The organism is Micromonospora sp. NPDC049523, assembly GCF_040676775.1.
Classification (GTDB): Bacteria; Actinomycetota; Actinomycetes; order Mycobacteriales; family Micromonosporaceae; genus Micromonospora_G.
In genome coordinates this window covers 178,721-203,555 of record NZ_JBFAPP010000012.1, presented here as the reverse complement: position 1 = coordinate 203,555, position 24,835 = coordinate 178,721, and the positions used below count along the sequence as shown (strand labels likewise).

Below are 24,835 nucleotides of genomic sequence, written 5' to 3'. Positions count from 1 at the left end.
CCGTGTTCTCCTCTACCGAACCGTCTCGAAAGCGCGGCTACGCCATCCGGGCGCACCGCTCCAACAGCGGGCAAAGCGGCACCGGACACGTAACGCCGCACTCCGTACCAACAGGCAGACCCTACCGTCCGTGACGAAAGTCGGCTCACGACGGTGGGGCGGTCAGTTCACTGAGCGGATCGTCGGTGAACAGCGGTTCCGGATCCACCCCGGTGAGCGACGGGTCCGTACTCGGCTGGGGCTTGATCCGGTCGTCGTCGATCGCGTTCCGTACCTTGATCGACACCACCGCGCCGTCGCACGGCGGCGGCTCCACGCCGGGCGACGCCGGTGCCTCCTCCGGCGCGGTCGGCTCGATCGTCGGGCGTGCGTCCAGCGGCTCGGTCGCGCAGGTCGGCGGGCGGACCCACAGGTCGAGGGTCAGCTCGTCGCGCCGCCAGCAGGTGTAGTGCCCCTCGACCGGCTGCTCCGGGCAGGGCTTGATCTCCCACGACTTCCAACCGTCCTCGGTCAGCGCCTGCTGGTACGCCTGCGCGGTCGGGTCCGCCCCCTGCGCGGACTCCACGGTGCGCTCCCGGAACCGGCACTCAATCAGGCACCACCGGCTGCCGTAGACGTCGTCCTCGACCTGGGTGGCTGCCCACTGCGGTACGGACAGTTCGTCCAGGGCGCTGAAGACGGGATCGCGGGTCGCGGCCCGGATGCCGAAGAAGAGCGGCAGCGCGCCGAGCACCAGCAGGGTGGCCAGGACCAGCGCGGCCACCTTCAGCCGACGCTTCTCCCTCGCCTGCCGGCGGATCTCGGACCGGGGCTCACGGATCTCTCCCGTACCGGTGGGATCGTCGAACGAGCGGTCGCCGCCGCCCGGAGCCGGTCCAGACACGGCTGCGGGCCGTACGCTCGCCGCGCCGACCGGAGCGACCGCGGCCTTGGCCACCGCCGCCACCTTGGGCGCACCGGCCGGGCCGGGCCCACCCTGGTGCGGCCCACCCATCGGACCGGGCCCGCCCATCGGATTCGGCCCACCCTGATGCGGACCACCCATCGGGTTCGGACCGCCCTGGTGGGGGCCGCCCATCGGGTTGGGACCGCCCTGGTGGGGGCCGCCGATCGGGTTCGGCGCACCGGAGCGGGGTCCGGTGGCGGTGCCGGGGACGGCCACCGACGCCGATCCGGCAACCGGCACGGACGCTGCGCCACGCCCGGCGCCCGGCGAACCGGCGTCACGCTCCGGCTGCCCAGATGGCGGCATCTGACCGCCGGGGGCCATCGGACCGCCGGGGGCCATCGGACCGCCGGGGGCCATCGGACCGCCGGGCGGCACGGAAGCGGCACCGGATGGCCGGGGCGGCACGCCGGGGCCGGTCGCCGGTGGGAAGGCCGGGGGTGCCTGCCGAGGGTCGGCGGCACGCCCACCACGCCGATCCATCGGCTCGGTGGGCGGCGGGACCGATGCGGCGCCGCGTGGAGCACCGGGGTTGCCGGGAGGTACGACCGCACCCTGCGGTCCCGGACCGACGGGCGGTCCCGGGGGTACGGCACGGCCGACGCCACGGTTCTCGCCGGTGCTGTCGGCGCGGGCACGGTCCGGGCCGGACGGAGCGCCGGTCGGTGGCCGGCCAGGCGGGTAACCGGGGCCGGGCTGTGCACGCTCGGGGCCGGTGGGGCCGTCAACCGGCGCGGACCGGCGCGGGCGCAGTTCGGGGCCGCGCGTGCCGTCACGGCCCGGCGGTACGGAATCGGCCGGCGGGCGTTCACCGGGCGCCCAGGCGTCGTGCCCACGCCCGCCCACCGGCGGCTGACCGGGGCCCTGCCCCGGTGCTGCTGCGGGCGGTGCACCGAAGCCGTCCGGGGTGACCGGACCACCGGCCGGGCCCCCCGGAACGGGTGCGGCGCCTGCGGAGCGACCGCCGCGGGTCGCGCGCCGGACCCAGTCCGACGGGCCGGACGCACGCCGGCTTCCGGTCGTCTCCTCCGGTCCGGCGGGCGGGGGCAGCGCGGGCGCGTTACCCGTCCTGGGCACTCGCGGATCAGTCGGTTCGGCAGCCCTCGCCCCGCGCGGATCCGTGGGGTCGGGCAGCCTCGCCCCGCGCGGATCGGTGGGATCGGCATGCCGCCGCCCCCGCGGATCCGTCGGGTCGGCGAGTCTCGCCCCTCGTGGATCGGTCGGGTCGGCGAGTCTGGCCCCTCGTGGATCGGTCGGGTCGCCGACCCTCGGCGCCCGTGGGTCGTCGGCGTCACGGGGTTGGCCGTACCTGCCGTCGGCCGGCTGCTCGGGGCGGCCGGTGGGCTCACCGGCCGGGAATCCGGGGCGACCGGTCGCGGGACCGCCCGGCACCGGCGGGGTGGCGACCGCACTGCGCCGGCCGGGCGGGGTCTCCTCGTGACGCCGTCCCGCAGGCATCTCGCCGGTCCGTGGCTCGGGTGGGCGCCGCGCCGGGTCGTCCACGGGCACACCGTGCCGGGCCTGCGGCTGGCGCGGATCCGGGACCGGCGTGCCCGCGTGCCGGCCGGGCCGGTCCCCTGACGCACGGGAGTCGTCGGGTTCGACCGGTGACGCCGCCCGCCGGCCCGGCCGCTCGGTCGCACGGGAGCCGTCGGGTTCGGACGGCCGAGAGTGGCGGGACAAGCCGGCCGGATCGGCCTCCTCGTGCGTACGCCACGGCTCGGACGAAGTGGGTGGGCCGGTCAGCGTGTGTTCGGCTCGTGGCGGCTCCGGGCGGTGCGGTTCGGCTCGGTGCGGTTCGGGCGTGGGTCTGGGCTGACCGACCGGGGGCACGACCGCGGCGCGACGTACGGGTGCAGGCGGCCCGCCCGGCTCCGGGTCGCCCGGCCCTGGGCCGACGGGGCCGAAGTCGGCCGGCGCGGCTCCCCGGCCGGGCGGCGGGGCACCACGTCCCGGCCCGGGTTCGGCACCGCCGGGACCGAGTTCGGTCTGCTGCTGCTTGGCCGTACGGAGGTCGGCGATCCAGCCGAGTTCCTCTCCGCTGACCTCCGGCTCCTCGGCGGGGGTGTCGGACTTGCCCCGTCCCCAGCGGCGTCGCAGGGATCGAGGTTCCCGTTGCTCCTCGGTGCCGTCTTCGGGCAGGTCGGAACCGCGCGATTTCACTGGTGATCCTCCCCGGCAGGCGCGCTGCCGTCTTCGTCCGCCGCCCGGTCCGGCCTGGTGCCGGTACTGGTCGACGCCGGTGCCGGGGCGGGCGTGCCCCGGACGATGCCCCGCAACAGGGGAAGCCGGGCGGCGACCGCCCGCTCCCCACCGTGTCCGCTGGGCCGGTAGTAGTCGGTTCCGACGAGGTCGTCGGGTACGTACTGCTGGGTGACCACACCCCGCTGGTCGTCGTGCGGGTAGCGGTAGCCGGTGCCGTGCCCGAGGCCCCGCGAACCGGGGTAGTGGGCGTCGCGCAGGGCTCGGGGCACCGAACCGCCGCGTCCGGCCCGCACGTCCCCGGTCGCGGCACCGATCGCGGTGGTCACCGAGTTCGACTTCGGCGCGGTCGCCATGTGGATCACCGCCTGGGCCAGGTTGAGCTGGACCTCGGGCAGGCCGACGTACTCGACGGCGTGGGCGGCGGCGGTGGCGACGCTCAGCGCGGTCGGGTCGGCCATGCCGATGTCCTCACTGGCGAAGATGACGATCCGCCGGGCGATGAACCGGGCGTCCTCGCCGGCCACCAGCATCCGGGCCAGCCAGTGCAGGGCCGCGTCGACGTCCGAGCCGCGCATGCTTTTGATGAACGCGCTGACGATGTCGTAGTGGGCGTCGCCGTCACGGTCGTAGCGGACCGCCGCCACGTCCACCGCCTGCTCGGCGGTGGCCAGGTCGATCTGCGTGCCGCCCAGGGCCGCGGCCGAGCCGGCGGCCGCTTCGAGCGCGGTCAGTGCCTTGCGTACGTCGCCACCGGCGAGGCGTACGAGATGGTCCTCGGCGTCGGGCGCGAGGGTGAGTGCCCCGCCCAGCCCCCGCTCGTCGGTCATCGCGCGACGCAACAACCCGCGCACCGCCTGCTCGTCCAGCGGTTGCAGGGTGAGCAGTACGCACCGCGAGAGCAACGGCGAGATGACCGAGAAGTACGGATTCTCCGTGGTCGCCGCTAGCAACGTGACCGTACGGTCCTCGACCGCGGCGAGCAGCGAGTCCTGCTGGGTCTTGCTGAACCGGTGCACCTCGTCGATGAAGAGCACGGTCGGTCGGCCGCCCGCCCGACGTTCCCGACGGGCGGTTTCGATCACCGCTCGGACGTCCTTGACCCCGGCGGAGAGCGCCGACATGGCGACGAACCGCCGGTCGGTGGCCCCGGCGACCAGGTGCGCGATGGTGGTCTTGCCACTGCCCGGCGGCCCCCAGAGGATCACCGACATCGGCGTCGTACCGGTCACCAGTTGGCGCAGCGGCGCACCCGGTGCCAGCAGGTGGTCCTGACCGATCAGTTCGTCCAGGCTCGCCGGACGCATCCGGACCGGCAGCGGGGCGTCCGCTCCGGGTGTGGTGAAGCCATCGGCGCCCCCCGATGTCGGGGGTGCGGAGCGCGCCCCACCGGCACCGGTGAGGGAGAACAGACCGTCGGGCTCCATCACGAAGACATTACCGGCCCGGTGCCGGACGCTTGAAATGCGCCGATCCCGGGCCGGTTCGCGTCGGTCGACGGTCAGCCCCGACCGGGCCGCCGTCCGCGCCAGCGCCCGCCGCCACCGCCGGGCGCGCGACCGACACCGGCCAGGTAGAGCGCGAGGCAGAGCAGACCGATAAGGATCAGGGTGTTCCAGTTGAACAAGTCCGGCGCGCCAAGATCGGAGTCGAACAGGTCGAGCAGGAGCGCAAAGCCGAAAACGCCGGCGGCGATGTAGGCGAACATATCGGTCCTCCGAGGGGGTGGGGTGGGTCGACCCTGATGTACCCCGCCACGGCTCCCGTCAATCTCCACCGTGGAACCGGCGCGATCAGCGCTATCGTTTCCCTCGTGTTCAGCAGAGCGACCCTGGTCAGGGGGCGTGCGGCCATCCTGGCCGCGGCCGGCGACCACCCGTACGTCCGGCTCAACGCCCAGGACGGCGACGACCCGACCGGTTACCTGCTCGACGACGCCGCCTTCTGGACCGGCACCGGCCCGTACGGCGTGACCGGCTGGGCGACCGGCGACGCCGCACAGGCGGTCGAGCTGGCCGCCGAACTGCGCGCCGCCGGCACGTTCGACCCGCGCTGGCTGCACCTGCCCCGGCTGGACGCCGACACCCTGGCCCGGCACCTGCCGGTGACGCACCGCGACGACTGGGACTTCCGCTGGGCGGTTGCCCCGCCGCCGGTCCAACCGGAGGAGGAGCGGGTGGTACGCCTCGGCGAGGCCGACCACGACGCGATCGACGCCCTGGTCGACGTCGCCTTCCCGACCAGCACCACCCGACCCGGCGATCCTCGGGTACACCACTGGTACGGCATCCACGACGGCAACCGGCTGGTGGCTGCCGGTGCCGACCGGAGTCGCGGCGGCACCGGCTTCCTCGCCGGGATCACGGTCGCGACCGACTCCCGTGGTCGGGGGTTCGGTGCCGCGCTCACCGCCGCGATGACCCGTACCCTGCTGGACGAGACCGAGGAGGTGACCCTCGGTGTACTGACGGACAACCTGCCCGCTATCCGGCTCTACGACCGGCTCGGGTTCGCCGGCTCGATTGCGCGTACGTCGGTGGGGTTGGCCTCGGTCCCCGTCCTGGCCTGAGGAATGCTCGCCGGCACCGGCCCGCCCGGCACCGGCTCTTCCGGCACCACGACGGGTGCGTTGCGGGTGGCCCGCCAGGCCGGCAGGTAGAGCGGTGCGGCGACGGCCAGCACCACCGCGCCGACCAGCATGGCCGTGGTGACCGAGGTGGCGCCGGCCACGGCGGTCAGGACCACCCCACCGAGCGCGCCGGCCGGCTGCGACACCATCGAGTTGAGCGAGATCACGCTGGTCCGGTACGGGCCGTCGACCTGCCGGTGCAGCAATCCCATGTGCAGCGGGTTCGACGCGCCGTGCACCAGGTAGCAGGCGAGGTACGCGGCGATCACGCCGACCGGACCGGCCAGCAGTCCCATCCCGACCACGGTCGCGCCCTGCACGATCCGCAGCAGAGCGGCGGTGGGTGCCACCCCGATCCGGCGGGCGATCACCGGGGCGAGGCCCGCACCGGCGGCCGAGGCCAGCCAGGCCACCGATCCGGCGGGGCCGAGCAGCGCCGCCGCATCGTCCGGGTTACCGACCACCTCGGAGAGGCGTACGGGCAGCAGGGTCTCGAAGGTGACCATGCCGAAGCCCCAGAAGAGTTCGACCGCGACCAGGGCGAGCAGGATCCTGGACCGACGCAGCAGGCCGAATGCGCCGCCGATGGCGGTCGGCACCCCGCGCAGCGAGTCGCGCAGCGCGGCGACGCCCCGCGCCTGGCGTACCTCCGGCAGGAGGACGACCAGGGCGACCAACGCGATCACCTCGAACACGAACGCGACCACCACCGGTACGGTCAGCGCGCTGAACCCGCCGATCGGGCCGAGCGCGACCAGACCGCCGCTGAGCAGCGCTCCGGCCCCGACCGCCACACCGAGCACCGCTCCCCCGCCGCCGAGCCCGCGTTCGATGTCCGCGTCGGGGTCGGCGGCCAGGACCGCGTCGACGTACCAGGAGTCGAGCGGGCCGCTGTCCAGCGCCCGGAAGATGCCCTGCAACACGAAGACGAGCAGGAACAGTCCGACCGAGTCGACGAAGATCAGCAGGGCCACTGAGGCGAGACAGAGCAGGCTGGCCAGGACCAGGACCGGCTTGCGGCCGATCGCGTCGGCGAGCCCGCCGGTGGGAAGTTCCAGCACCAGTACGACCAGCCCCTGCGCCGCCACCACCAGACCGACCTGCGGCAGGGTGAGCCCTCGTTCCAGCATGAGCAGGGTGCCGACCGGAATCATCAGGCCGACCGGGAACCAGCGCAGCCCGAGCAGGACCAGGTAGCGGCCACGGGCCTGCCGCAGGGTCAGCGTTGTCATGGCCTCTCCTCGTCGTCGTGCTCGGCGGGCGGCACAGCTGTCGGGCTGTCGGACGATGCGCCGGGCGGGGTGTCGACCCGGGGGAACATGTTCAGGTAGAGCAGGACCTGTTCGGTCTGGTCCCCGGCTGGTGACGGGTCGGCCATGTAGCGCTTGATCACCGCACCCAGTTCCTCGGTGAGCTGGCCCAGCCGTTCCGGGGTGAGACTGAGCAGCGAGTCGTGGTAGCCGCCGACGGCCCGCCACGCGGCGGGATAGCTCCGCTTGGCCGCGTTCCAGTTGCGGGCCTGCTCGACGTAGCTGTGCAGCAGGTGGTCGTCGAACCAGTCGGAGGCCGCGCGGGCGTCGGGGTCGTCGTCGAAGTCGCTGCTGAACCAGATGGTGCTGCGGTGTACGGAACGCCACCACCGTTCCCGGCCGGTGCCGCGCCCCGTGTCCTCGGCCACGAGTCCCACCTCGGCGAGTTGGCGCAGGTGGTAGCTGGTGTTGCCGGTGTTGGTGCCGAGCGCGTTGGCCAGCCCGGTCGCGGTGGCCGGGCCGTCCGACCGCAGCGCGGCGAGCAGGCGCGAACGCACCGGGTGGGCCAGGGCCCGAATCTGACGACCATCAAGCCGGACGCTCGACTCCGGTTCGGCGGTTCCGGCGGCTTCGACGGTCCCGTCGGCTTCCTCGGATGCAGACATGTTTTGCAGAATACTTCTGCACAGAATCTATGCACAACTCCTATGCAGAAGTTTTCTGCAAGTTTCCGTTCGGGGAGGTTCGGAGGTGTTCAGGCAGCGAGGAGTTCGCGTACGCCGCGCAGGCGGGTCTTCAACAGGGCCGCCGCGCGGGAGCTGTCCAGGCGTACGTCGGCCGGGCGGGGCTGACCCGCGGCGGCGATCGTGGTGACCGCGAGCTTCGCCGGGTCCAAGCCGTAGCGCAGGGCCACCAACCGACCCAGTTCGGCCCGGCTCACCGGGTCCGCGCCGGCCACGTTCAGCACCCCGGCATAGTCCGAGTCGACCAGTTCCAGCACCGCCGAGGCGAGGTCGCGTACGTCGACCGGGCAGCGGAACTCGTCGGTGAACAGGCGTACGCCCGCTGCCCCGCTGAGCGCGTCGAGGCAGAGCCGGATCTGCTTGCTCCGCTCGTCGCCGACGATCAGCGACGTACGCACCAGCGCCGCCTGCGGGGCGGCCAGCCGTACGGCGGTTTCACCGGCCGCCTTCGCCGCCCCGTACGGATAGACCGGGGTGGGTGGCTCGTCGTCGGCGTACGGCTCCGGGCGCCCGCCGTGCAGCGCGTCACTGGACAGGTGCACCAGTCGGGCGCCCACCTCTGCGGCGGCAGCCGCGACGTGACCGGCCCCGTCGGCACAGACCGCCCACTGTCCGTAGACGGCGGCCGTACCGATCACGGCGGCCGGTCGTACCCGGGTGACCAGCGCACGCACGGCGGCCCGGTCGTTGATGTCCAGCCGCTGCCAGTCGACACCGCCGACCGCGCCGGGTGCGCGATGGTACGTCCCGACGACCCGGAGACCAGCGGTCACCGCCTGGCGGCACAGTTCGCCGCCGAGGTAACCGCTGGCCCCGACGATCAGCAGGGTCAACGGATCAGACCGGCTCGACCGGTGCGGCCACCCCGGCGGTGCCGGCGTGTGCCGGGGTCGGCGGCTTCGGCTTGGCGTCGATGCCGGCCTCGGCGCGCTGCTGGCCGGTGATCGGCGTCGGTGCCCCGGTCAGCGGGTCGAAGCCGCCACGGGTCTTCGGGAAGGCGATCACCTCGCGGATCGACTCCGCCCCGGCGAGCAGCATGCAGACCCGGTCCCAGCCGAACGCGATGCCGGCGTGCGGCGGCGGGCCGTACTTGAACGCCTCCAGCAGGAAGCCGAACTTGTCCGTCGCCTCCTCGGGCGTGATGCCGAGCAGGTCGAAGACCCGGCTCTGTACGTCACCCCGGTGGATACGGACCGAACCGCCACCGATCTCGTTGCCGTTGCAGACGATGTCGTACGCGTACGCCAGGGCCCGGTCGGGTGCCTCCTCGAAGCGCCCCTCCCAGTCCGCGTTCGGGGAGGTGAACGGGTGGTGCACCGCGGTCCAGCCGCCCGCCCCGCCGTTCTCCTGGTCGGAGGTCGGCTCGAACATCGGCGCGTCGACCACCCAGCAGAACGCCCACGCCGACTCGTCGACCAGGTTCGACCGCTTGGCGATCTCGACCCGCGCCGCGCCGAGCAGTTCCTGCGCCTCGCGCTGGTTGGTGGAGGCGGCGAAGAAGACCGCGTCGCCGGGCTTGGCACCGACGGCGTCGGCGAGCCCGCCGAGGTGCGCCTCGGAGAGGTTCTTCGCCACCGGGCCCCGGGCCTCGCCGGTCTCCGCGTCGAGCACCACGTACGCGAGTCCGCGCGCGCCGCGCGACTTGGCCCAGTCCTGCCAGCCGTCGAGTTCCTTGCGGGTCTGTCCGGCGCCGCCGGGCATGACCACCGCGCCGACGTAGCCTCCGGCGTCGATCGCCCCGGCGAACACCCGGAACTCGGTGCCGCGCAGGTAGTCGGTCAACTCGGTCAGCTCGACGCCGTAGCGCAGGTCGGGCTTGTCGGAGCCGTACCGGCTCATGGCGTCGTGCCAGGTGATGCGCGGGATCGGGGAGCTGATCTGGTGTCCGGCCAGCTCGCGCCAGAGGGTGGTGACGATCGCCTCGCCGAGGTCGATCACGTCGTCCTCGGTGACGAAGGACATCTCGATGTCGAGCTGGGTGAACTCCGGCTGCCGGTCGGCGCGGAAGTCCTCGTCCCGGTAGCAGCGGGCGATCTGGTAGTAGCGCTCCATCCCGCCGACCATCAGGAGCTGCTTGAACAGCTGTGGGGACTGCGGCAGCGCGTACCAGGAGCCGGGCTGGAGCCGCACGGGCACCAGGAAGTCGCGGGCACCCTCGGGCGTCGACCGGGTCAGGGTCGGCGTCTCGATCTCCAGGAAGTCGCGGTCGTGCAGCACACCCCGGGCGAGCTGGTTGGCCTTCGAGCGGAGCTTGAGCGCGTTGGCCGGGCCGCTGCGGCGCAGGTCGAGGTAGCGGTAGCGCAGTCGGATGTCGTCGCCGGCCACCACCTGGTCGTCGACCGGCAGCGGCAGCGGCGCGGCCTCGGAGAGCACGACCAGCTCGCTCGCGGTGACCTCGATCTCGCCGGTGGGCAGCTCTGAGTTGTCGTTGCCCTCGGGGCGGCGGGTGACCTCGCCGGTGACCAGGACGCAGAACTCGTTGCGCAGCGCGTGGGCGGATTCCATGCCCTCGCGGAAGACGACCTGCACCACGCCGGAGGAGTCGCGCAGGTCGACGAAGATCACGCCGCCGTGGTCGCGCCGGCGGGCCACCCAGCCGGCGAGCTTCACCGTGCTGCCGGCGTGCGTCGCGCGCAGGCTGCCGGCGTCATGGGTACGGATCACGGCAGGGCTCTCCTCATGGGTCCAGGATGTGGCTCCTGCATTCTGTCAGGGCGGCTCGGCGGGCCCGGTGCCCTCCCCCGGACAGCCCCCGCCCGCTCCCCCGACCACCCACGCCACCCTGGCAAAACGTGGCCAAGATTACTCCCATCGGATTGGTAGGGAATGCAAGATCGCGGGTATGGTCCCTGACATGAGCGTCGCGTATCCGTCCCAGTGTGCTGGGCGCATGGCCGGCGTCGCGCCGGTACGCGGCTGTTGTTGTCGCTGACCGTCTCGTCGTCAGCACACAGACTTTTCCCCGGCCGCCGGCTGCCCAGTGCCGCGCACCGGCCGGCGCGTACGGCCCCCCTCTGATAACCCTCGCAAACGGTGCCGATCCGTCGTCATCGTGGCCCGCCACACCTGGAGCCAGCACATGTCGTCCAGCCCACCCGGGGGACGCTCCCCCGTACGTCACTTCCGTCGCCGACTCGGCCTGGTCACGGCGGGTGCCGCGATCGGCGCCCTGCTGCTCAGCGCCTGCTCGAACTCGTCCGACGGGCCGTCCGGCAGCGCCGGTGGCGCCGACCCGGACGCGACGATCACGATCGGTTCGCTGAACGAGCCGACCACGCTGAACACCGTCAAGGGCGGCAACACCGGTCACGCCCAGGTGCTGCTGCGCAACGTGGTCGAGGGTCTGACCGTGCTGACCGACGACGGCAAGGTCGAGCCGCTGCTGGCGAAGTCGTGGGACGTGGCGCCGGACGGGACCACGTACACGTTCCACCTCCAGTCCGGGGTGACCTTCTCCGACGGCACCCCGCTGAAGGCGGCCGACGTGGTGACCACGCTCAAGCGGGTCACCTCGGACGAGTCCACCAGCGCCCGCAAGAAGGACCTCTCGATCATGAAGACGATCGAGGCGCCGGACGACAACACGGTGAAGGTCACGCTGAGCCAGCGGTCGCAGTCGTTCCTGTTCTACCTGGCCTCGACCGGGGCCGCGGTGACCAAGCCCGGCGCCGGCAACCCGGAGACGACCGTGGTGGGTACCGGGCCGTACACGGTCGGCACCTGGAAGCAGGGCGACTCGATCAACCTGGTCCGCAACGACAAGTACTGGGGTGACAAGGCGAAGAACAAGGAGGTGGTGTACCGCTTCTTCAAGGACACCACCGCCGAGAACAACGCCCTGCTCGCCGGCCAGCTCGACCTGGTGACCCAGGTGACCAGCCCGGACGTGCTCGCCCAGTTCGAGAACCGGCCCGAGTTCACCATCGTCGAGGGCACCTCGACCACCAAGGAACTGTTCAACTTCAACGACTCGGTGGCCCCGTTCGACAACGTGGACGTACGCAAGGCGATCCGCCAGGCGACCGACCGCAAGGCGCTGCTGACCGCGGTCTGGGCCGAGCGTGGCCAGATCCTCGGCTCGATGGTCCCGCCGACCGACCCCTGGTACGAGGACCTGACCAGCATCGACGACCACAACGTCGAGGGCGCGAAGGCGCTGCTGGCCAAGGCCGGGTTCGCCGGTGGGCTGTCGTTCACCGTGGACTACGTGCCGTCCGACTCGATCAACATCGTGGCGCAGGGGCTGAAGAGCCAGCTCGCCCAGGCCGGCATCAACATCACACTGAACCCGATCGACGACGCCACCTGGACCGACAAGGTCTACAAGAACCACAACTTCCAGGCCACGATCATGACCCACGTCAACCAGCGTGACCTGGTCTGGTACGGCAACCCGGACTTCTACTGGCAGTACAAGAACCCGCAGGTCCAGGAGTGGGTGAAGCAGTCCGAGACGGCCGCCACCGAGGCCGAGCAGACCGAGCTGCTGAAGAAGGTCGCCCGGCAGATCTCCGAGGACGCGGCGAGCGATTGGCTCTACCTCGACCCGGCAATCAAGATCGCGTCCAGCGCGGTCAGCGGCTACCAGAAGAACCTCACCACGGACAGCTTCTATGTCGCCCCGATCAGCAAGCAGCGCTGATTCCCCCGTCAGCGCGCCCTGGCCGGCCGGTACCCGCTCCCCCGGGTCACCGGCCGGCCCTCGGCCGCTTCGGCTCCGGTCTCGGCTCCGGCTTCGGCTCCAGTCTCGGCTTCGGTCTCGGCTTCGGCTGAAGCGTTCGCAGGGACGGCGGTGGGGCTGACGATGCTCGGATACCTGCTGCGCCGGCTCGGCTGGCTGGTCGGCTCGCTATTCCTGGCCGGCTCGGCGGTCTTCTTCCTGCTCCGGGTGCTGCCCGGCGACCCAGCCGTGACCCTGCTCGCGGTCGGCTCGCCACCGGAGCAGATCGAGGCGATCCGCCACCAGCTCGGCACCGACCGCCCCCTGCTCACCCAGTACGGCGACTGGTTCGGCGGGCTGTTCACCGGCAACCTCGGCGACAGCCTGTTCACCCGTACGCCGGTGCTGGAACAGATCGTCGACCGGTTGCCGGTGACGCTGCCGCTGGCGTTGAGCGCCTTCGTGGCCTCGATCCTGGTCGCCGTACCGGTGGGGGTGTTCGCGGCGTTGCGCCGACGCAACGCCGCCGGGGTCGCGGTTTCCGGCCTGGCCCAGCTCGGCATCGCGTTGCCGATCTTCTGGGTCGGCATCGTGGTGGTCTGGCTGGTCGCCGTGCAGTGGCGCTGGCTGCCGCCCGGCGGTTTCCCCCGCAACGGCTGGCAGGACCCGGGCGCCGCGGTGCAGTCGCTGGTGCTGCCGGTGGTCACGCTGACCATCGCCCAGGCGTCGCTGCTGGTCCGGTACGTCCGCTCGGCCACCCTCGACGTGCTCAACCAGGAGTACATCCGTACCGCCCGCTCGCTCGGTTACAGCCTGCCGAGGGCGTTGTGGCGGCACGGTCTGCGCAACGGCGCCGCCCCGGTGGTGAACGTGCTCGGGGTCCTGCTCGCCGGTTCGCTGCTCGGCACGGTGGTGATCGAGAGCGTCTTCGCCCTGCCCGGCCTCGGCAGCCTGCTGCTGACGAGTGTGAAGTCCCGGGACCTGCCGGTGGTGCAGGGCGCGGTCTTCCTGATGACCGCGACCGTCCTGCTGCTCGGTCTCGCCGTGGACCTGATCCAGCGGCTCATCGACCCCCGACTGCGAGGTCAGGCGTGACCGTACCGTTGTTGGACCCGACCATCGCGCCACCGGAAGCCCCGGTGGTGGCCGGTGCTCGCGTGCGCCGGGGCTGGTCACCTTCCCTGGTCGCCGGGGCGGTGCTGCTGGGCCTGATCCTGGCGCTCGCCCTGGTCAGCCTCTTCTGGACACCGTACGCGCTGGACCAGGCCACCCCCGGCGGCCGGCTCGCCGGCCCGTCGGCGGACCACTGGGCCGGCACGGACCGGCTCGGCCGCGACCAGTTCACCCAGCTCATGCTCGGCGCCCGGACCGCCGTCTGGGTCGGTACGGCCGCAGTCGCGGTGGCGTTCGCACTCGGCCTGCCGCTCGGCCTGCTCGCCGCCGCCGGTGGCCGGATCGCCGACGACGCCGTGATCGGCGTGGTCGACATTCTGATCGCCTTCCCGACCCTGCTGCTCGCGATGCTGCTGGTCACCGTCTACGGCGCGTCGACCCTGGTGGCGATCATCGCGATCGGGGTGGGAGTCTGCGCCGAGGTGGCCCGGCTGACCCGGATCTCGGCCAGCCGGATCTTCACCCAGGACTACGTGCTCGCCGCCAGGACCTCCGGCACCGGGCCGATCATGATCCTGATCCGGCACGTGCTGCCGAACATCTGGCACACGCTGCTGGTCCAGGCCACCCTGGCGTTCGGCATCGCGGTGATCGCCGAGGCGTCGCTGTCGTACCTCGGTCTCGGCACCCCGCCACCGGCACCATCCTGGGGTCGGATGCTCCAGGAGGCCCAGCCGACGGTGAGCGTCGCCCCCTGGAACGTGCTGCTGCCCGGCATCGCCGTCGCGATCGCGGTGATCGGCGTCAACCTGCTCGGCGACGGCCTGCGCGAAACCCTCGACCCGCAACTGCGCCGCAACCGACGGGCGGTGAAACGATGACCACGATCCTCGCCGCCGAACACCTCACCGTCACCCTCGACGACCGCACCCTGGTCAAGGACCTGGACGTCGAACTCGCCGCCCGTGACCGGGTCGGCCTGATCGGCGAGTCCGGTTCCGGCAAGTCGCTGACCGCACTCGCCCTGCTCGGCCTGCTGCCGGAAGGCATGCGGGTCAGCGGCCGGATCACCGTCGACGGCCGCGACCTGATCGCCGCACCGGACCGCGACTGGCGACGCGTACGCGGAAACACCGTCAGCATGGTCTTCCAGGAACCGCTGACCGCGCTCGACCCGCTGATGCCGATCGGCCGACAGATCGCCGGCCCGCTGCGCCTGCACCGGGGCCTGAACCGCACCGACGCGCAGGCGCAGGCCGTCCACTGGTGCGAGAGGGTAGGACTACCCGACCCGGAACGCCTGGTACGGGCCCTGCCGCACGAGATCTCCGGTGGCCAACGGCAACGGGTCGCCCTGGCGATGGCCCTGGCCTGCCGCCCCAGGGTGCTGATCGCCGACGAGCCGACCACCGCGCTGGACGTGACCGTGCAGGCGCAGATCCTCAGCCTGTTCGACGAACTGATCGAGGAGACCTCGGTGGCGCTGCTGTTCATCAGCCACGACCTGCCGGTGGTGGCCGGCCTGGCGCAACGGCTGATCGTGATGCGCGACGGTCGGGTGGAGGAGTCCGGCGCCACCGGCGACGTCCTGCGCCGCCCACAGTCGGCGTACGCCCGGCAGTTGGTCACCAGCGCGGCTCAGGTGACCCGCCTGACCGTTGGGACGGTTGAACGATGAGCGCCGAACTGCTCGCCGGTCGTTCGTTGACCCGCCAGTACGCCGGGCGTCCCCGGCCCGCGCTGGACCAGGTGGATGTCACCATCGACAGTGGTGTCAGCCTCGGCATCGTCGGTGAGTCCGGTGCGGGCAAGAGCACGCTGCTGCGCCTGTTGCTCGGCGTCGACCGGCCCAGCTCCGGTTCGGTTCGCTTCGGTGGGCAGCCGTTGGGCAAGGTGCCCCGGCGGGAGTTCCGGAGCCAGGTGCAGGTGGTCTTCCAGGACCCGCGCTCGTCGCTGAACCCCCGGATGTCGGTCGGTGCGATCGTCGCCGAGCCGCTCCGGTCGCTGAAAATCGGCAAGGACCGCGCCGAACGGGCGGACAGGGTGGCCGAGGTGCTGACCGCGGTCGGCCTGCACCCCGACGACGGCAAGCGCTACCCACACGAGTTCTCCGGCGGCCAACGGCAACGCATCGCCATCGCCCGAGCGCTCGCCCCGTCGCCCAGGCTGCTGCTCGCCGACGAACCGGTCAGCGCCCTCGACGTCTCCGTACGTCTCCAGATCGTCGACCTGCTGCGCGAGCTGGTCGACACGCTGGGGCTGACGCTGGTGCTGGTGTCGCACGACCTGGCGATCGTCAGCCAGCTCTGCCAACAGGTGCTGGTGATGCGGCACGGCCGGGTGGTCGAGTCCGGCCCGACCGCCACCGTGCTCGAACGACCGACCCAGGACTACACCCGCGCGCTCCTGGCCGCGATCCCGCAACTCCCCGCCGACCTGACTGCCCCGCCGGGTACGGCTGATCTGCTTCCGAGCGCGGCGGCCCTTCCGGGCGAGGCGGCGCTTCCCACTGCACGAACCGAGGAGACGGCATGAGCGTCGACACCGATGTGACCAGCGACAACTTCGCCGACGAGTGGCGGAAGTGGCACGACCAGCGGGAAACCAAGGTCTCCTCCCCCGGTGGTGACCTGACCCTGACCGGCACCAACTGGATCTCCGACGAGACGGTCATCGAGGGTGTGCCGGGCCGCTGGTCGGTCGAGAACGGTGTCGTGCGGGTCACCGAAGCGTCCGGGCTCAGCGTCGACGGCGAGCCGGTCACCGAGGCGGTCATCCGCGACGGGCAGTGGCTCGCCGTGGGCGACGTCGCGCTGGTCATCATCCGCCGGGGCAACGACACCGCCGTACGGACCTACGACCCGAACTCCGAAGGGGTACGGACCTTCGCCGGCATCGACGCGTTCGCCCCTGATCCGGCGTGGGTGGTGACCGCCGAGTTCCGCCCGGCCGAGGTGAACACGACCGAGCACATCGTGCACACGAACTCGGGGCGTGAGGTCGACTACCAGGTGATCGGGACGTTCTCGTTCGCCGTGGACGGTCACGAGGTGGAGATGGTGGGGCTCGACACCGGTCACGCGGGCGAGGCGCACCTGACCTTCCGGGACGCGACCAGTGGCAAGCAGTCGTACGCGGCTTCGCGCTTCCTGTTCGTACCGCTGCCGACCGGTCCGGGGCCGGTGACGCTGGACTTCAACCGGGTGGAGCTGCCGCCGTGCGCCTTCTCCGACGCGTTCATCTGCCCCCTCCCGCCCCGCCAGAACATCCTCCCCTTCCCGGTGGAAGCCGGCGAACAGCGCGTACGCACCCACGCCTAACAACGGGCCGATACTCCATTACGAGCCCATCGGCCTTGTGGTCAGCCGGGTTTCCGCAACCTTTCTGGGATGATTCTCGGGAGATCAGCTCGCCGAACAGCTCAAAGGGCTACCGCTGACCGCGCGTCGCCTAACCAAAAAACGACGTGGCTCTGGCCGCCACTTCAGGGAATGTCTTCACCGACCATTGCCCCTACCCGAATTCGACGAACTACATAAACGACTCAGAGATCCAACGCCTCCAGCAGCGGCACCTGGCATCATCGGAGTGGATGCGCTCAGCTTCGGCGCGACGCGCAGTCCGGCACACAGAACTGGACCGACCAACTCTCGTTGAACCGACTAGACAGCTACGGCTTCCGTCAAGACGCCCCAAAATCCGTCGATGAACCGCAGATCAGACCTCGAGCCTACACGAAGCGTTCCACGAGGCAATCTCAGAGTAACGCACACTTCCTAGTTCTCCTGGCAGTAAAATTCCGCATCACATCCATCTGCCCACCTACACACCAGCCACTGCGACTAGACGGTGAGCTACGAGTCCGTCAATGCTGATGAATCACGAGCATCAGCCGGACGCAGGCCATCTGAGCGAGATATCCGGTACTTATCAAGAATCTCACTCACCTGACCCTGCATACGGTCACGAGCTCTCCGCTCTGCCATAGATGCAATCTCATCTGGCTTGAAGTCGAGCCACCGCAACATTGTAAGTGCCACACTAATGATGTCTACAACCTCTAACGCGGCCCTAACCCTTTGCCCCTCAGCCAGGTGGTCGTTCATCTCCGCAAACTGAACGTCAACGATCCTGCGAAAGTCATCCGCAGACTGGCCCATGATATCGAGATGCACTTCGTCCCATGCGTCCCAAATAGTCTGAAATGGCCCTAATGGCTCACTCATTCTTGTTCACCCTTCAAGTTGCAAGACGTGAGAGCCGGATTCCAAAGCGTGCATTGGTTGGTCGCGATACCCACAGCATACGCCACCGCCCTTCAAGCCCGTCGACATCGCCAACAGAACGACACTGAGGCAGTCGAGGCTTTGCGGGCGATTTGACCGTATTGAACAACCCGGCACCTCAAGTTCAGGAGTTCCGATCTGAGACTATTGGTCTTGCGGGATTCAAGAACGGACGCGCCCTACTGATCGAGCCGACATCAAAGGGGCGATAGCCCACAGGACACTCTGACCATGATGGCCGCAAGCATCGCAACAAGTAGGTTTGCGAGGGTGCCCACAACCACATACTGAGCGAAGACCCCCGCATGGCGCTGCACCTCGGGGATGCGTATTAGCGATTTCGCGGCAACTGCCAGGGTGGCGGCTTCAGGCTCACCCGCCACAATGAAAGAAAACACGATGGTCCGCTCGATCCAGCCGATATGAAGCCCCGTCGGGACGATGGAGGCAACATTTTCCCCTTGACGCTCGAGGGACAGCAGGTACGGACGGATCACTACGAGCACAAGTTCATTCCCAGCAAATACCGCCAGCAACGCACCAGAAGACAACAGGGCAATTCGATCATTTTCGATCAGCCTCGTCAGACCCCCGCGCTCATATAACCCGAACGCAATTACCCCTGCTATACAAAGGATGACGAGTAGCACTAGAACATCGATCCGGCAGACGAGGTAGCGATAGAATTTTACAGTCCCCTCAAATAACCCATACTTCTTGCCGATACCGAGACGAGGAACGGCTACCTCCACGTCTCCGTTGACGACGTTTGCACTGACATCCGAACGCGAGCGGCGCTTGCAGATGATTAGCGCCAGTACCGCCGCGAACAGACCGATAGCCCACGCCCTGATTCCATCAAGTATTGCAAATGAAGTATAGGCGGCATAAGCGAAGGCGAATAGCACTGTCCAGTATGCTTGCGCACGCAACCGGGGTATGCTCGCCGGCACGGCCACAGCGGCGATAAACCCGATCGCTAGACGACCCAGCTCCATAAGCTCCCCTTAAATCACGACCCGTGTATCCAGGCGCACTCTCATGCCGTTGACCGCGCGATGGTGTCACGTCTCTCGTAACATCTGCCGAATATGTCCGTGACACGACAGGTCAAAGCCGGTCGACCATCAGCAGCGAGCCGACTCTGTCATCTGCGGGGTTTGGCGATGAACTCTAAAATCTGCTCAACATCCATCCACAACATCACCTGACCTCGCGAATCAGATCGACCCATGGCGGGACCAGCCGAGGAATCTGGCGAAGAGGTCCGCAGGGTCGGGACCGGGGTGGGGAGTCAGGCGGTAGAGGTCGGCGGCGGCCTCGTGCAGGACCGTCGAGAGGTAGATGGCGAGCGCGACGCGGTCGTGGGCGTACTCGTGCCAGAGGCGCAGGCGTGCAGGGGCGCACGGCCAGGGGGCGGCGCAGATTCGGCAGATCCAGAGTGGGCGTAGGGGGAGGTGTTGGCGTTGCTGGAGCGGCGGCACGGTCACCAGCGACCGCCGTTCGCTCGCCAGCGCTGGGCAGGGGTGGGGTAGCCGGGTCGGCCTACGCGGGGGTTCGCGACGGTCAACGCGTCCCAGTTCGGGCGGTTGCCCCGGTCAGGACGAACGGCGGGACCTGACTGTGGCTCGTACGGGACGGGCTGGCGGCGGTCGGGGCATGAGGTCCAGCGGAGGCCGCAGGAGCACCAGCGGCGCAAGCGCCTCCAGGTGCGGCGGTGGACGGGTGCCAACGGAATCGGTCTGAGAGCGCGTCGCGTCCGCATGGACCGAGGGTGCCGAGGCCGGTGGTGACAGGTAGTCAACAGCCTCGTTGACTACCTGCCTATCCCCGCTCATCGCAAAGTGCGCCGATGCGGATGATGGCGCTGGCCGAGGTGGCCGACCTGCTCGGGGTCAGCCGTCAGCGTGCCGCGATCCTGGTCGACCGGCCGGATTTCCCCGCCCCGATCGACACGCTCGGGGTGGGACGCATCTGGTTGGCGGCCGAGGTCCAGGCGTACGCGGAAAGGCGTGTTCGGCGGATGGACGGCTCGGACGCGGGCTGACCGCGACGGGCCTGGCCGGATCGGCGGGGGCTGCGCGGCCGGCGGGCGGCTGGCGATAATGGGCGCGATGATCCAGGCCCTCGAACTCACCAAGCAGTATCGCCGGGTGCGAGCCGTGGACGGTGTCAGCTTCACTGCCGTACCGGGCAGGGTTACCGGGTTTCTCGGGCTCAACGGCTCTGGCAAGACCACGACGCTGCGGATGCTGCTCGGGCTGAGCCGACCGACGTCCGGCGAGGCGCTGATCAACAACAAGCGGTTCCGTGACCTCGCGCATCCGCTGCGACAGGTCGGCGCGGTCCTCGAACAGGGCATCAGTCATCCGGGGCAGACCGGTCGGGCGCACCTGATCTCCCAGGCGATCGCGGTCGGTGCACCCCGGTCCCGTGCGGACACCCTGCTGGAGTACGTCGGGTTGGCGTACGCCGCCGACCAGCGCAGTGGCGACTACTCGCTGGGAATGCGCCAGCGCCTAGCGGTGGCGACCGCACTGTTGGGGAATCCGTCGGTGCTCATCCTGGACGAGCCGGCGAACGGGCTCGACCCCGAGGGCATCGCATGGCTTCGTCAACTGCTGCGCGACCACGCTCGCGAGGGTGGGACCGTACTCATCTCCAGTCACCTGCTGGCCGAGTTGGCGCAGCTCATCGACGACGTGGTGATTATCGCCAAAGGGCAGGTCCGGTGTACGGCACCGCTCGCCAGCCTCTACGGCGCCTCGGCCCGCAAGCTTCGGGTACGCGGTCGCGACCCGCAACGCCTGTGGCGGGCGTTCGAGGGTGCCGGTGGCAGTGTGACAACGGACGGACACGCACTGGAAGTGGTGGGACTGTCCCCCGAGGACGCCGGTGAGATCGCCTTCGGCGCGCAGGTACCCATCTACGAGATGACCGTGGACGCCCCGAACCTCGAACAGATCTTCCTCGACCTGGCCGCCACCCGATGATCGCTATCGTACGCAGTGAGCTTCACCGGGCGGCGACGATCCGGTCCAGTTGGGTTTCCATCGCCGTCCTCGGCACGGTAGGCGCGTTGTTCGGCTGGTTCAACGTCGACTCGTGGGCGCTGCTGACCTGCCTGGGGGCGTTCGGGCTGGCTGTGATGACCGTCGCCCAGCACTACCAACACCGTACGGCGGTGCTGCTCTACCTGGCCCAGCCGAAGCGGGTGCTGGTGCTGATCGCCCAGGTCATCGCGAGTGTGGTCGTCGCCTCGGGAGTCGCCGCGCTGAGCGGTGCCACCGTGCTCGCAAAGGGTGACCTGACCCAGTACCGGTACACCCTGACGGTGGTGCCGGTCATGGCCGTGTTCGGTGCCGCGACCGCGGCGATCGTACGTCGTCCGACCTGGCTGTTCCTGGGGTGCGCGGGCTGGTTCGTCTTCGTCGAGGGGCTGGTCGGCAGGTTGAAGGCGCCGCTGCCGTTCTCGGCATTCCTGGGCAGCGGCGCCGGTGAGCGCGACAGCCTGCTGATCGCCGCCGGCTGGGCGGCCGTGGCGTTCGTGGGCGCGGTCATCGCCATCCGCCGCGACCTGACCGGCGACTGATCAGTCGTCTGACGCGTCTGCTGCTCGCGCCGAACCGTCTGCCGCGCCCACGCACCGCCGATGACGTCAGAGGTTGCCGTAGAGGCCGGTCAGGCTGCCCACCCGGATGGTCGCCGCCTCGATCGCCTTACGCGCTTCGCCGGCCTCGGTACCGGCCGGCAGGCCGATCTTCTTCGCCAGGGCGTAGACGGTGAACTGGTAGCGGTGTTCGCCGCTCGGCGGGCAGGGCGGGGTCCAGGTCGCGCCACCGTTGGAGTTCGACGCCTGGAGCAGATCCGCGGGCAGGTCACCGGCCGGGATCTCCTTCGTGGCGGCCGGGATGTCGTAAACGATCCAGTGCACGTACGTGAAGCCCGGTGCGTCCGGGTCGTCGACGATGACCGCGAACGCGGCGGCGTCCCCGACGTCACCGGACCAGGCCAGCGGCGGGCGCTCGCTGCCGCCCTTGCAGGTGTACCGCTCGGGTATCCGCGCGCCCTCGGCAAAGGCCGAACTGGTGACCGTGATCGTCTTCGCCGGACTGGCTCCCGCCATCGGATCCGGCGTCGGCGTCAGACTCGGCGCCGAGGTCGGATCGGGCGTCGGTGCGCTGTCCTGCCCGCATCCGGTCAGCAGCGAACCGACCACCACCAGTACGATCAGGCTGGCCGTCCGGGTCACCACCCGTAGCCGGCCTCCCCGCATGGGCCGCCCTGGTTCCACAACCGACCGCTGTCCCATCCCCCGTGTCCTCTCCCCCGTTAACGTGGCAATGCTGCGTACATCGACGAAGCTACCGGGACCGATCGGGTCGCGAAGCCCCGTGAGCAGCGGCCATACGGCGTAACACCTGCGTTACCTGCGACTGGCACGATCCACAATGTTCGCTCCCCTGTCCGGAGGTACTGCGTTGTTCCTCACCCGACACGAGCAGGACCGGTTGCTCATCCACGTCGCCGCTGACGTCGCCTGGCGCCGGCGAGAACGTGGGCTACGGCTGAACCACCCGGAAGCGACGGCGGTGATCACCGCGTTCCTCTTGGAGGGGGCGCGCGACGGTCGCAGCGTCGCCGACCTGATGGACGCCGGCCGGCGGGTGCTCGGCCGCGAGGACGTCCTCGAAGGGGTGCCCGAGATGTTGCCCGAAGTGCAGGTCGAGGCGACTTTCCCGGACGGTACGAAGCTGGTGACCGTACACGACCCGATCTCGTAGGCCAGGGGCCCGCAGCGGCTCCGTTGGGAAGGTGGACCACATGATCCCGGGCGAGGTGCTTCCTGGTGCGGGCGACATAGAGATCAATGCCGGTCGGCCGGTGCTGACCCTGCCGGTCAGCAACACCGGCGACCGGCCGGTGCAGGTCGGTTCGCACTACCACTTCGCCGAGGCGAACCCGGCACTGGAATTCGACCGATCCGCCGCCTGGGGCCACCGACTCGCCGTACCCGCCGGCACCGCCATCCGCTTCGAACCCGGCATCACCCGCGAAGTAGCCCTCATCCCCCTAGCCGGCACCCGCACCGTCCCCGGCTTACGGGGTGCCGCCGCCGGCCCCCTCGACCAGCCCGCCGACCAACCCGCCGACCAACGCGCCGACCAACGCGTTGATCATGAAGTTAGCGCAGATTTCAGGCCGAAAACTGTCGCTAACTTCATGATCAACGAGGCGAACGAAGGCGCGGGCGGCAGCGGCGAGGGCGGCACGGGCAACGCCGGGGGTGGGCTGTGAGCACGCTGGATCGGCGGCGGTATGCCGCGCTGTATGGGCCTACGGCCGGGGACCGGATCAGGCTCGCGGACACGAATCTGCTGGTCGAGGTCGAGCGGGACTACTGCGGGTACGGGGACGAAGCGGTCTTCGGCGGTGGCAAGGTGATCCGGGAGTCGATGGGACAGTCGATGGCGACCCGGGCCGAGGGTGCGCCGGACACGGTGATCACGGGTGTGGTGGTGCTCGACCACTGGGGCATCGTCAAGGCGGACGTCGGGATCCGGGACGGTCGGATCGTGGCGCTCGGCAAGGCCGGCAACCCGGACACCATGGACGGTGTGCACCCTGACCTGGTGATCGGGCCAGGGACGGAGATCATCTCTGGCAACGGGAAGATCCTGACCGCCGGTGGGATCGACAGTCACGTACACCTGATCTGTCCGCAGATCCTGGAGACGGCGCTGGCCAGCGGGATCACCACGATCATGGGTGGTGGCACCGGCCCGGCCGAGGGGACCAAGGCGACCACGGTCACGCCGAACGCCTGGTACCTGGCCCGGATGCTGGCCTCGATCGACCCGTGGCCGGTGAACGTACTGCTGCTCGGCAAGGGCAACACGGTCCGCGAAGAGTCGATGTGGGAGCAGTTGCGCGGCGGCGCGGGCGGCTTCAAGCTGCACGAGGACTGGGGCACCACCCCGGCCGCGATCGACGCCTGCCTGCGGGTCGCGGACGCCTCCGGAGTGCAGGTGGCGATCCACACCGACACCCTCAACGAGGCCGGTTTCGTCGCCGACACCCTGCGCGCGATCGGCGGTAGGTCGATCCATGCCTATCACACCGAGGGGGCGGGCGGCGGGCACGCGCCGGACATCATCACCGTCGCCGCCGAACCGAACGTGCTGCCGTCGTCGACGAACCCGACCCGGCCGTACACGCGCAACACCCTCGACGAGCACCTCGACATGCTGATGGTGTGCCACCACCTGAACCCGACCGTGCCGGAGGACCTGGCGTTCGCCGAGAGCCGGATCCGGCCGAGCACGATGGCGGCCGAGGATGTGTTGCACGACCTCGGGGCGATCTCGATGATCGGGTCGGACGCGCAGGCGATGGGCCGGGCCGGCGAGGTCATCCTGCGTACCTGGCAGACCGCGCACGTGATGAAGGCCAGGCGCGGCTCGCTGCCCGGTGACGGGGCCGCGGACAACCAGCGTGCCCGGCGGTACGTGGCCAAGTACACGATCTGCCCGGCCATCGCCCATGGCATCGACGCCGAGGTCGGCTCGGTCGAGGCGGGCAAGCTCGCCGACCTGGTGCTCTGGGATCCGGTGTTCTTCGGCGTACGCCCGCACCTGGTCATCAAGGGCGGCATGATCGCGTGGGCGCAGATGGGTGACGCCAACGCCTCGATCCCGACCCCGCAACCAGTCCTGCCCCGCCCCATGTTCGGCGCGTACGGCACCGCGCCGGCCCAGACCAGCCTGGCGTTCGTCGCGCCGGCCGCGATCGAGGACAAGCTCGGTGAGCGGATCGGCTTGGGTCGACGGCTCGCCCCGGTGGCCGACGTCCGGTCGCGCGGCAAGGCGGACATGCCGCTCAACGACGCGCTGCCCCGGATCGAGGTCGAGCCGGACACCTTCACCGTCCGCATCGACGGCGCGGTGATCGAGCCCGAACCGGCGACGGAGCTGCCGATGGCCCAGCGCTACTTCCTCTTCTAAGA

At 70.1% G+C, this 24,835-nt stretch carries 22 protein-coding genes and 1 pseudogene; 13 read left to right on the top strand and 10 right to left on the bottom strand.

Going from position 1 to position 24,835, the window contains the following annotated elements:
• Positions 1 to 145 precede the first annotated feature (145 nt).
• The 3 genes from AB0J90_RS20715 to AB0J90_RS20705 form a co-directional block, all read right to left on the bottom strand.
• A complete protein-coding gene (locus AB0J90_RS20715; RefSeq protein WP_363598118.1) occupies positions 146 to 3,109 on the bottom strand; it encodes a hypothetical protein in 2,964 nt (987 codons plus the stop codon).
• A complete protein-coding gene (locus AB0J90_RS20710; RefSeq protein ID WP_363598116.1) occupies positions 3,106 to 4,575 on the bottom strand; it encodes a replication-associated recombination protein A in 1,470 nt (489 codons plus the stop codon). The genes AB0J90_RS20715 and AB0J90_RS20710 overlap by 4 nt, the downstream gene beginning before the upstream one ends.
• A 74-nt stretch (positions 4,576 to 4,649) precedes the next feature.
• A complete protein-coding gene (locus tag AB0J90_RS20705; RefSeq protein WP_326559466.1) occupies positions 4,650 to 4,856 on the bottom strand; it encodes a hypothetical protein in 207 nt (68 codons plus the stop codon).
• A 105-nt stretch (positions 4,857 to 4,961) separates the two neighbouring features.
• Here AB0J90_RS20705 and AB0J90_RS20700 point away from each other — a divergent pair, with 105 nt between their 5' ends.
• Complete coding sequence (locus AB0J90_RS20700) at positions 4,962 to 5,717, top strand: GNAT family N-acetyltransferase (RefSeq protein ID WP_363598114.1); 756 nt, start codon at positions 4,962 to 4,964, stop codon at positions 5,715 to 5,717.
• Here the strand turns inward: AB0J90_RS20700 and AB0J90_RS20695 are convergent.
• From AB0J90_RS20695 to aspS, 4 genes are all read right to left on the bottom strand, one after another.
• Positions 5,642 to 7,009, bottom strand: a complete 1,368-nt coding sequence (locus tag AB0J90_RS20695) for an MFS transporter (RefSeq protein ID WP_363598112.1) — start codon at positions 7,007 to 7,009, stop codon at positions 5,642 to 5,644. The genes AB0J90_RS20700 and AB0J90_RS20695 overlap by 76 nt on opposite strands.
• A complete protein-coding gene (locus AB0J90_RS20690; protein ID WP_363598110.1) occupies positions 7,006 to 7,692 on the bottom strand; it encodes a helix-turn-helix domain-containing protein in 687 nt (228 codons plus the stop codon). The genes AB0J90_RS20695 and AB0J90_RS20690 overlap by 4 nt, the downstream gene beginning before the upstream one ends.
• An 89-nt stretch (positions 7,693 to 7,781) precedes the next feature.
• Positions 7,782 to 8,603, bottom strand: a complete 822-nt coding sequence (locus tag AB0J90_RS20685; protein ID WP_363598108.1) for a sugar nucleotide-binding protein — start codon at positions 8,601 to 8,603, stop codon at positions 7,782 to 7,784.
• Positions 8,604 to 8,607: 4 nt separating this feature from the next.
• On the bottom strand, positions 8,608 to 10,434 hold the full coding sequence (aspS, locus tag AB0J90_RS20680) for an aspartate--tRNA ligase (protein WP_363598106.1): 1,827 nt from the start codon (positions 10,432 to 10,434) through the stop codon (positions 8,608 to 8,610).
• Between the two features lie 415 nt (positions 10,435 to 10,849).
• Here aspS and AB0J90_RS20675 point away from each other — a divergent pair, with 415 nt between their 5' ends.
• From AB0J90_RS20675 to AB0J90_RS20650, 6 genes are all read left to right on the top strand, one after another.
• Positions 10,850 to 12,412 (top strand): ABC transporter substrate-binding protein, encoded by a 1,563-nt coding sequence (locus AB0J90_RS20675; protein WP_363598104.1) that lies wholly within the window; start codon positions 10,850 to 10,852, stop codon positions 12,410 to 12,412.
• A 150-nt stretch (positions 12,413 to 12,562) separates the two neighbouring features.
• The gene (locus tag AB0J90_RS20670; RefSeq protein WP_363598102.1) at positions 12,563 to 13,525 is read left to right on the top strand and encodes an ABC transporter permease; all 963 of its coding nucleotides are present in this window, start codon (positions 12,563 to 12,565) and stop codon (positions 13,523 to 13,525) included.
• The gene (locus tag AB0J90_RS20665) at positions 13,522 to 14,424 is read left to right on the top strand and encodes an ABC transporter permease (protein WP_363598100.1); all 903 of its coding nucleotides are present in this window, start codon (positions 13,522 to 13,524) and stop codon (positions 14,422 to 14,424) included. Before AB0J90_RS20670 ends, AB0J90_RS20665 begins: the two co-directional genes overlap by 4 nt.
• Positions 14,421 to 15,221 carry an ABC transporter ATP-binding protein gene (locus AB0J90_RS20660; RefSeq protein ID WP_363598098.1) on the top strand — a complete coding sequence of 267 codons (801 nt, stop codon included), beginning with the start codon at positions 14,421 to 14,423 and terminating at the stop codon, positions 15,219 to 15,221. Before AB0J90_RS20665 ends, AB0J90_RS20660 begins: the two co-directional genes overlap by 4 nt.
• Positions 15,218 to 16,078: an ATP-binding cassette domain-containing protein gene (locus tag AB0J90_RS20655; protein ID WP_363598096.1), complete on the top strand. Its 861-nt coding sequence runs from the start codon at positions 15,218 to 15,220 to the stop codon at positions 16,076 to 16,078. Before AB0J90_RS20660 ends, AB0J90_RS20655 begins: the two co-directional genes overlap by 4 nt.
• Complete coding sequence (locus tag AB0J90_RS20650; protein ID WP_363598094.1) at positions 16,075 to 16,863, top strand: DUF1684 domain-containing protein; 789 nt, start codon at positions 16,075 to 16,077, stop codon at positions 16,861 to 16,863. Before AB0J90_RS20655 ends, AB0J90_RS20650 begins: the two co-directional genes overlap by 4 nt.
• Before the next feature lie 1,163 nt (positions 16,864 to 18,026).
• Here AB0J90_RS20650 and AB0J90_RS20645 read toward each other — a convergent pair.
• Complete coding sequence (locus AB0J90_RS20645; RefSeq protein ID WP_363598092.1) at positions 18,027 to 18,827, bottom strand: hypothetical protein; 801 nt, start codon at positions 18,825 to 18,827, stop codon at positions 18,027 to 18,029.
• Positions 18,828 to 19,049: 222 nt separating this feature from the next.
• On the bottom strand, positions 19,050 to 19,313 hold the full coding sequence (locus tag AB0J90_RS20640; RefSeq protein ID WP_363598224.1) for a hypothetical protein: 264 nt from the start codon (positions 19,311 to 19,313) through the stop codon (positions 19,050 to 19,052).
• A gap of 368 nt (positions 19,314 to 19,681) precedes the next feature.
• Between AB0J90_RS20640 and AB0J90_RS20635 the strand changes: the two genes are divergently transcribed.
• The 3 genes from AB0J90_RS20635 to AB0J90_RS20625 all read left to right on the top strand — a co-directional run bounded on the left by AB0J90_RS20635 (position 19,682) and on the right by AB0J90_RS20625 (position 21,421).
• The gene (locus AB0J90_RS20635; RefSeq protein ID WP_363598090.1) at positions 19,682 to 19,876 is read left to right on the top strand and encodes a hypothetical protein; all 195 of its coding nucleotides are present in this window, start codon (positions 19,682 to 19,684) and stop codon (positions 19,874 to 19,876) included.
• A gap of 67 nt (positions 19,877 to 19,943) precedes the next feature.
• Complete coding sequence (locus tag AB0J90_RS20630) at positions 19,944 to 20,822, top strand: ATP-binding cassette domain-containing protein (protein WP_363598089.1); 879 nt, start codon at positions 19,944 to 19,946, stop codon at positions 20,820 to 20,822.
• Positions 20,819 to 21,421: a hypothetical protein gene (locus AB0J90_RS20625; protein ID WP_363598087.1), complete on the top strand. Its 603-nt coding sequence runs from the start codon at positions 20,819 to 20,821 to the stop codon at positions 21,419 to 21,421. Before AB0J90_RS20630 ends, AB0J90_RS20625 begins: the two co-directional genes overlap by 4 nt.
• Before the next feature lie 66 nt (positions 21,422 to 21,487).
• Here the strand turns inward: AB0J90_RS20625 and AB0J90_RS20620 are convergent, their stop codons facing one another.
• The gene (locus AB0J90_RS20620; protein ID WP_363598085.1) at positions 21,488 to 22,084 is read right to left on the bottom strand and encodes a YbhB/YbcL family Raf kinase inhibitor-like protein; all 597 of its coding nucleotides are present in this window, start codon (positions 22,082 to 22,084) and stop codon (positions 21,488 to 21,490) included.
• 226 nt (positions 22,085 to 22,310) lie between these two features.
• Here AB0J90_RS20620 and AB0J90_RS20615 point away from each other — a divergent pair, with 226 nt between their 5' ends.
• The 3 genes and pseudogenes from AB0J90_RS20615 to AB0J90_RS20605 all read left to right on the top strand — a co-directional run bounded on the left by AB0J90_RS20615 (position 22,311) and on the right by AB0J90_RS20605 (position 24,833).
• On the top strand, positions 22,311 to 22,613 hold the full coding sequence (locus AB0J90_RS20615) for an urease subunit gamma (protein ID WP_326559487.1): 303 nt from the start codon (positions 22,311 to 22,313) through the stop codon (positions 22,611 to 22,613).
• Between the two features lie 40 nt (positions 22,614 to 22,653).
• Positions 22,654 to 22,959 (top strand): annotated as a pseudogene (locus tag AB0J90_RS20610) (urease subunit beta); the annotation flags it as partial.
• 164 nt (positions 22,960 to 23,123) lie between these two features.
• Positions 23,124 to 24,833, top strand: coding sequence for an urease subunit alpha (locus AB0J90_RS20605; RefSeq protein WP_363598084.1), 1,710 nt, complete (start codon positions 23,124 to 23,126; stop codon positions 24,831 to 24,833).
• The last annotated feature ends 2 nt before the right edge of the window (positions 24,834 to 24,835 follow it).

Coding starts and splice junctions, on each gene's coding strand:
- AB0J90_RS20705 (WP_326559466.1), bottom strand. CDS start 4,856: ATGTTCGCCTACATCGCCGCCGGCGTTTTCGGCTTTGCGCTCCTGCTC.
- AB0J90_RS20655 (WP_363598096.1), top strand. CDS start 15,218: ATGAGCGCCGAACTGCTCGCCGGTCGTTCGTTGACCCGCCAGTACGCC.
- AB0J90_RS20660 (WP_363598098.1), top strand. CDS start 14,421: ATGACCACGATCCTCGCCGCCGAACACCTCACCGTCACCCTCGACGAC.
- AB0J90_RS20635 (WP_363598090.1), top strand. CDS start 19,682: ATGCGGATGATGGCGCTGGCCGAGGTGGCCGACCTGCTCGGGGTCAGC.
- AB0J90_RS20675 (WP_363598104.1), top strand. CDS start 10,850: ATGTCGTCCAGCCCACCCGGGGGACGCTCCCCCGTACGTCACTTCCGT.
- AB0J90_RS20645 (WP_363598092.1), bottom strand. CDS start 18,827: ATGGAGCTGGGTCGTCTAGCGATCGGGTTTATCGCCGCTGTGGCCGTG.
- AB0J90_RS20710 (WP_363598116.1), bottom strand. CDS start 4,575: ATGGAGCCCGACGGTCTGTTCTCCCTCACCGGTGCCGGTGGGGCGCGC.
- AB0J90_RS20630 (WP_363598089.1), top strand. CDS start 19,944: ATGATCCAGGCCCTCGAACTCACCAAGCAGTATCGCCGGGTGCGAGCC.
- AB0J90_RS20625 (WP_363598087.1), top strand. CDS start 20,819: ATGATCGCTATCGTACGCAGTGAGCTTCACCGGGCGGCGACGATCCGG.
- AB0J90_RS20650 (WP_363598094.1), top strand. CDS start 16,075: ATGAGCGTCGACACCGATGTGACCAGCGACAACTTCGCCGACGAGTGG.
- AB0J90_RS20690 (WP_363598110.1), bottom strand. CDS start 7,692: ATGTCTGCATCCGAGGAAGCCGACGGGACCGTCGAAGCCGCCGGAACC.
- AB0J90_RS20695 (WP_363598112.1), bottom strand. CDS start 7,009: ATGACAACGCTGACCCTGCGGCAGGCCCGTGGCCGCTACCTGGTCCTG.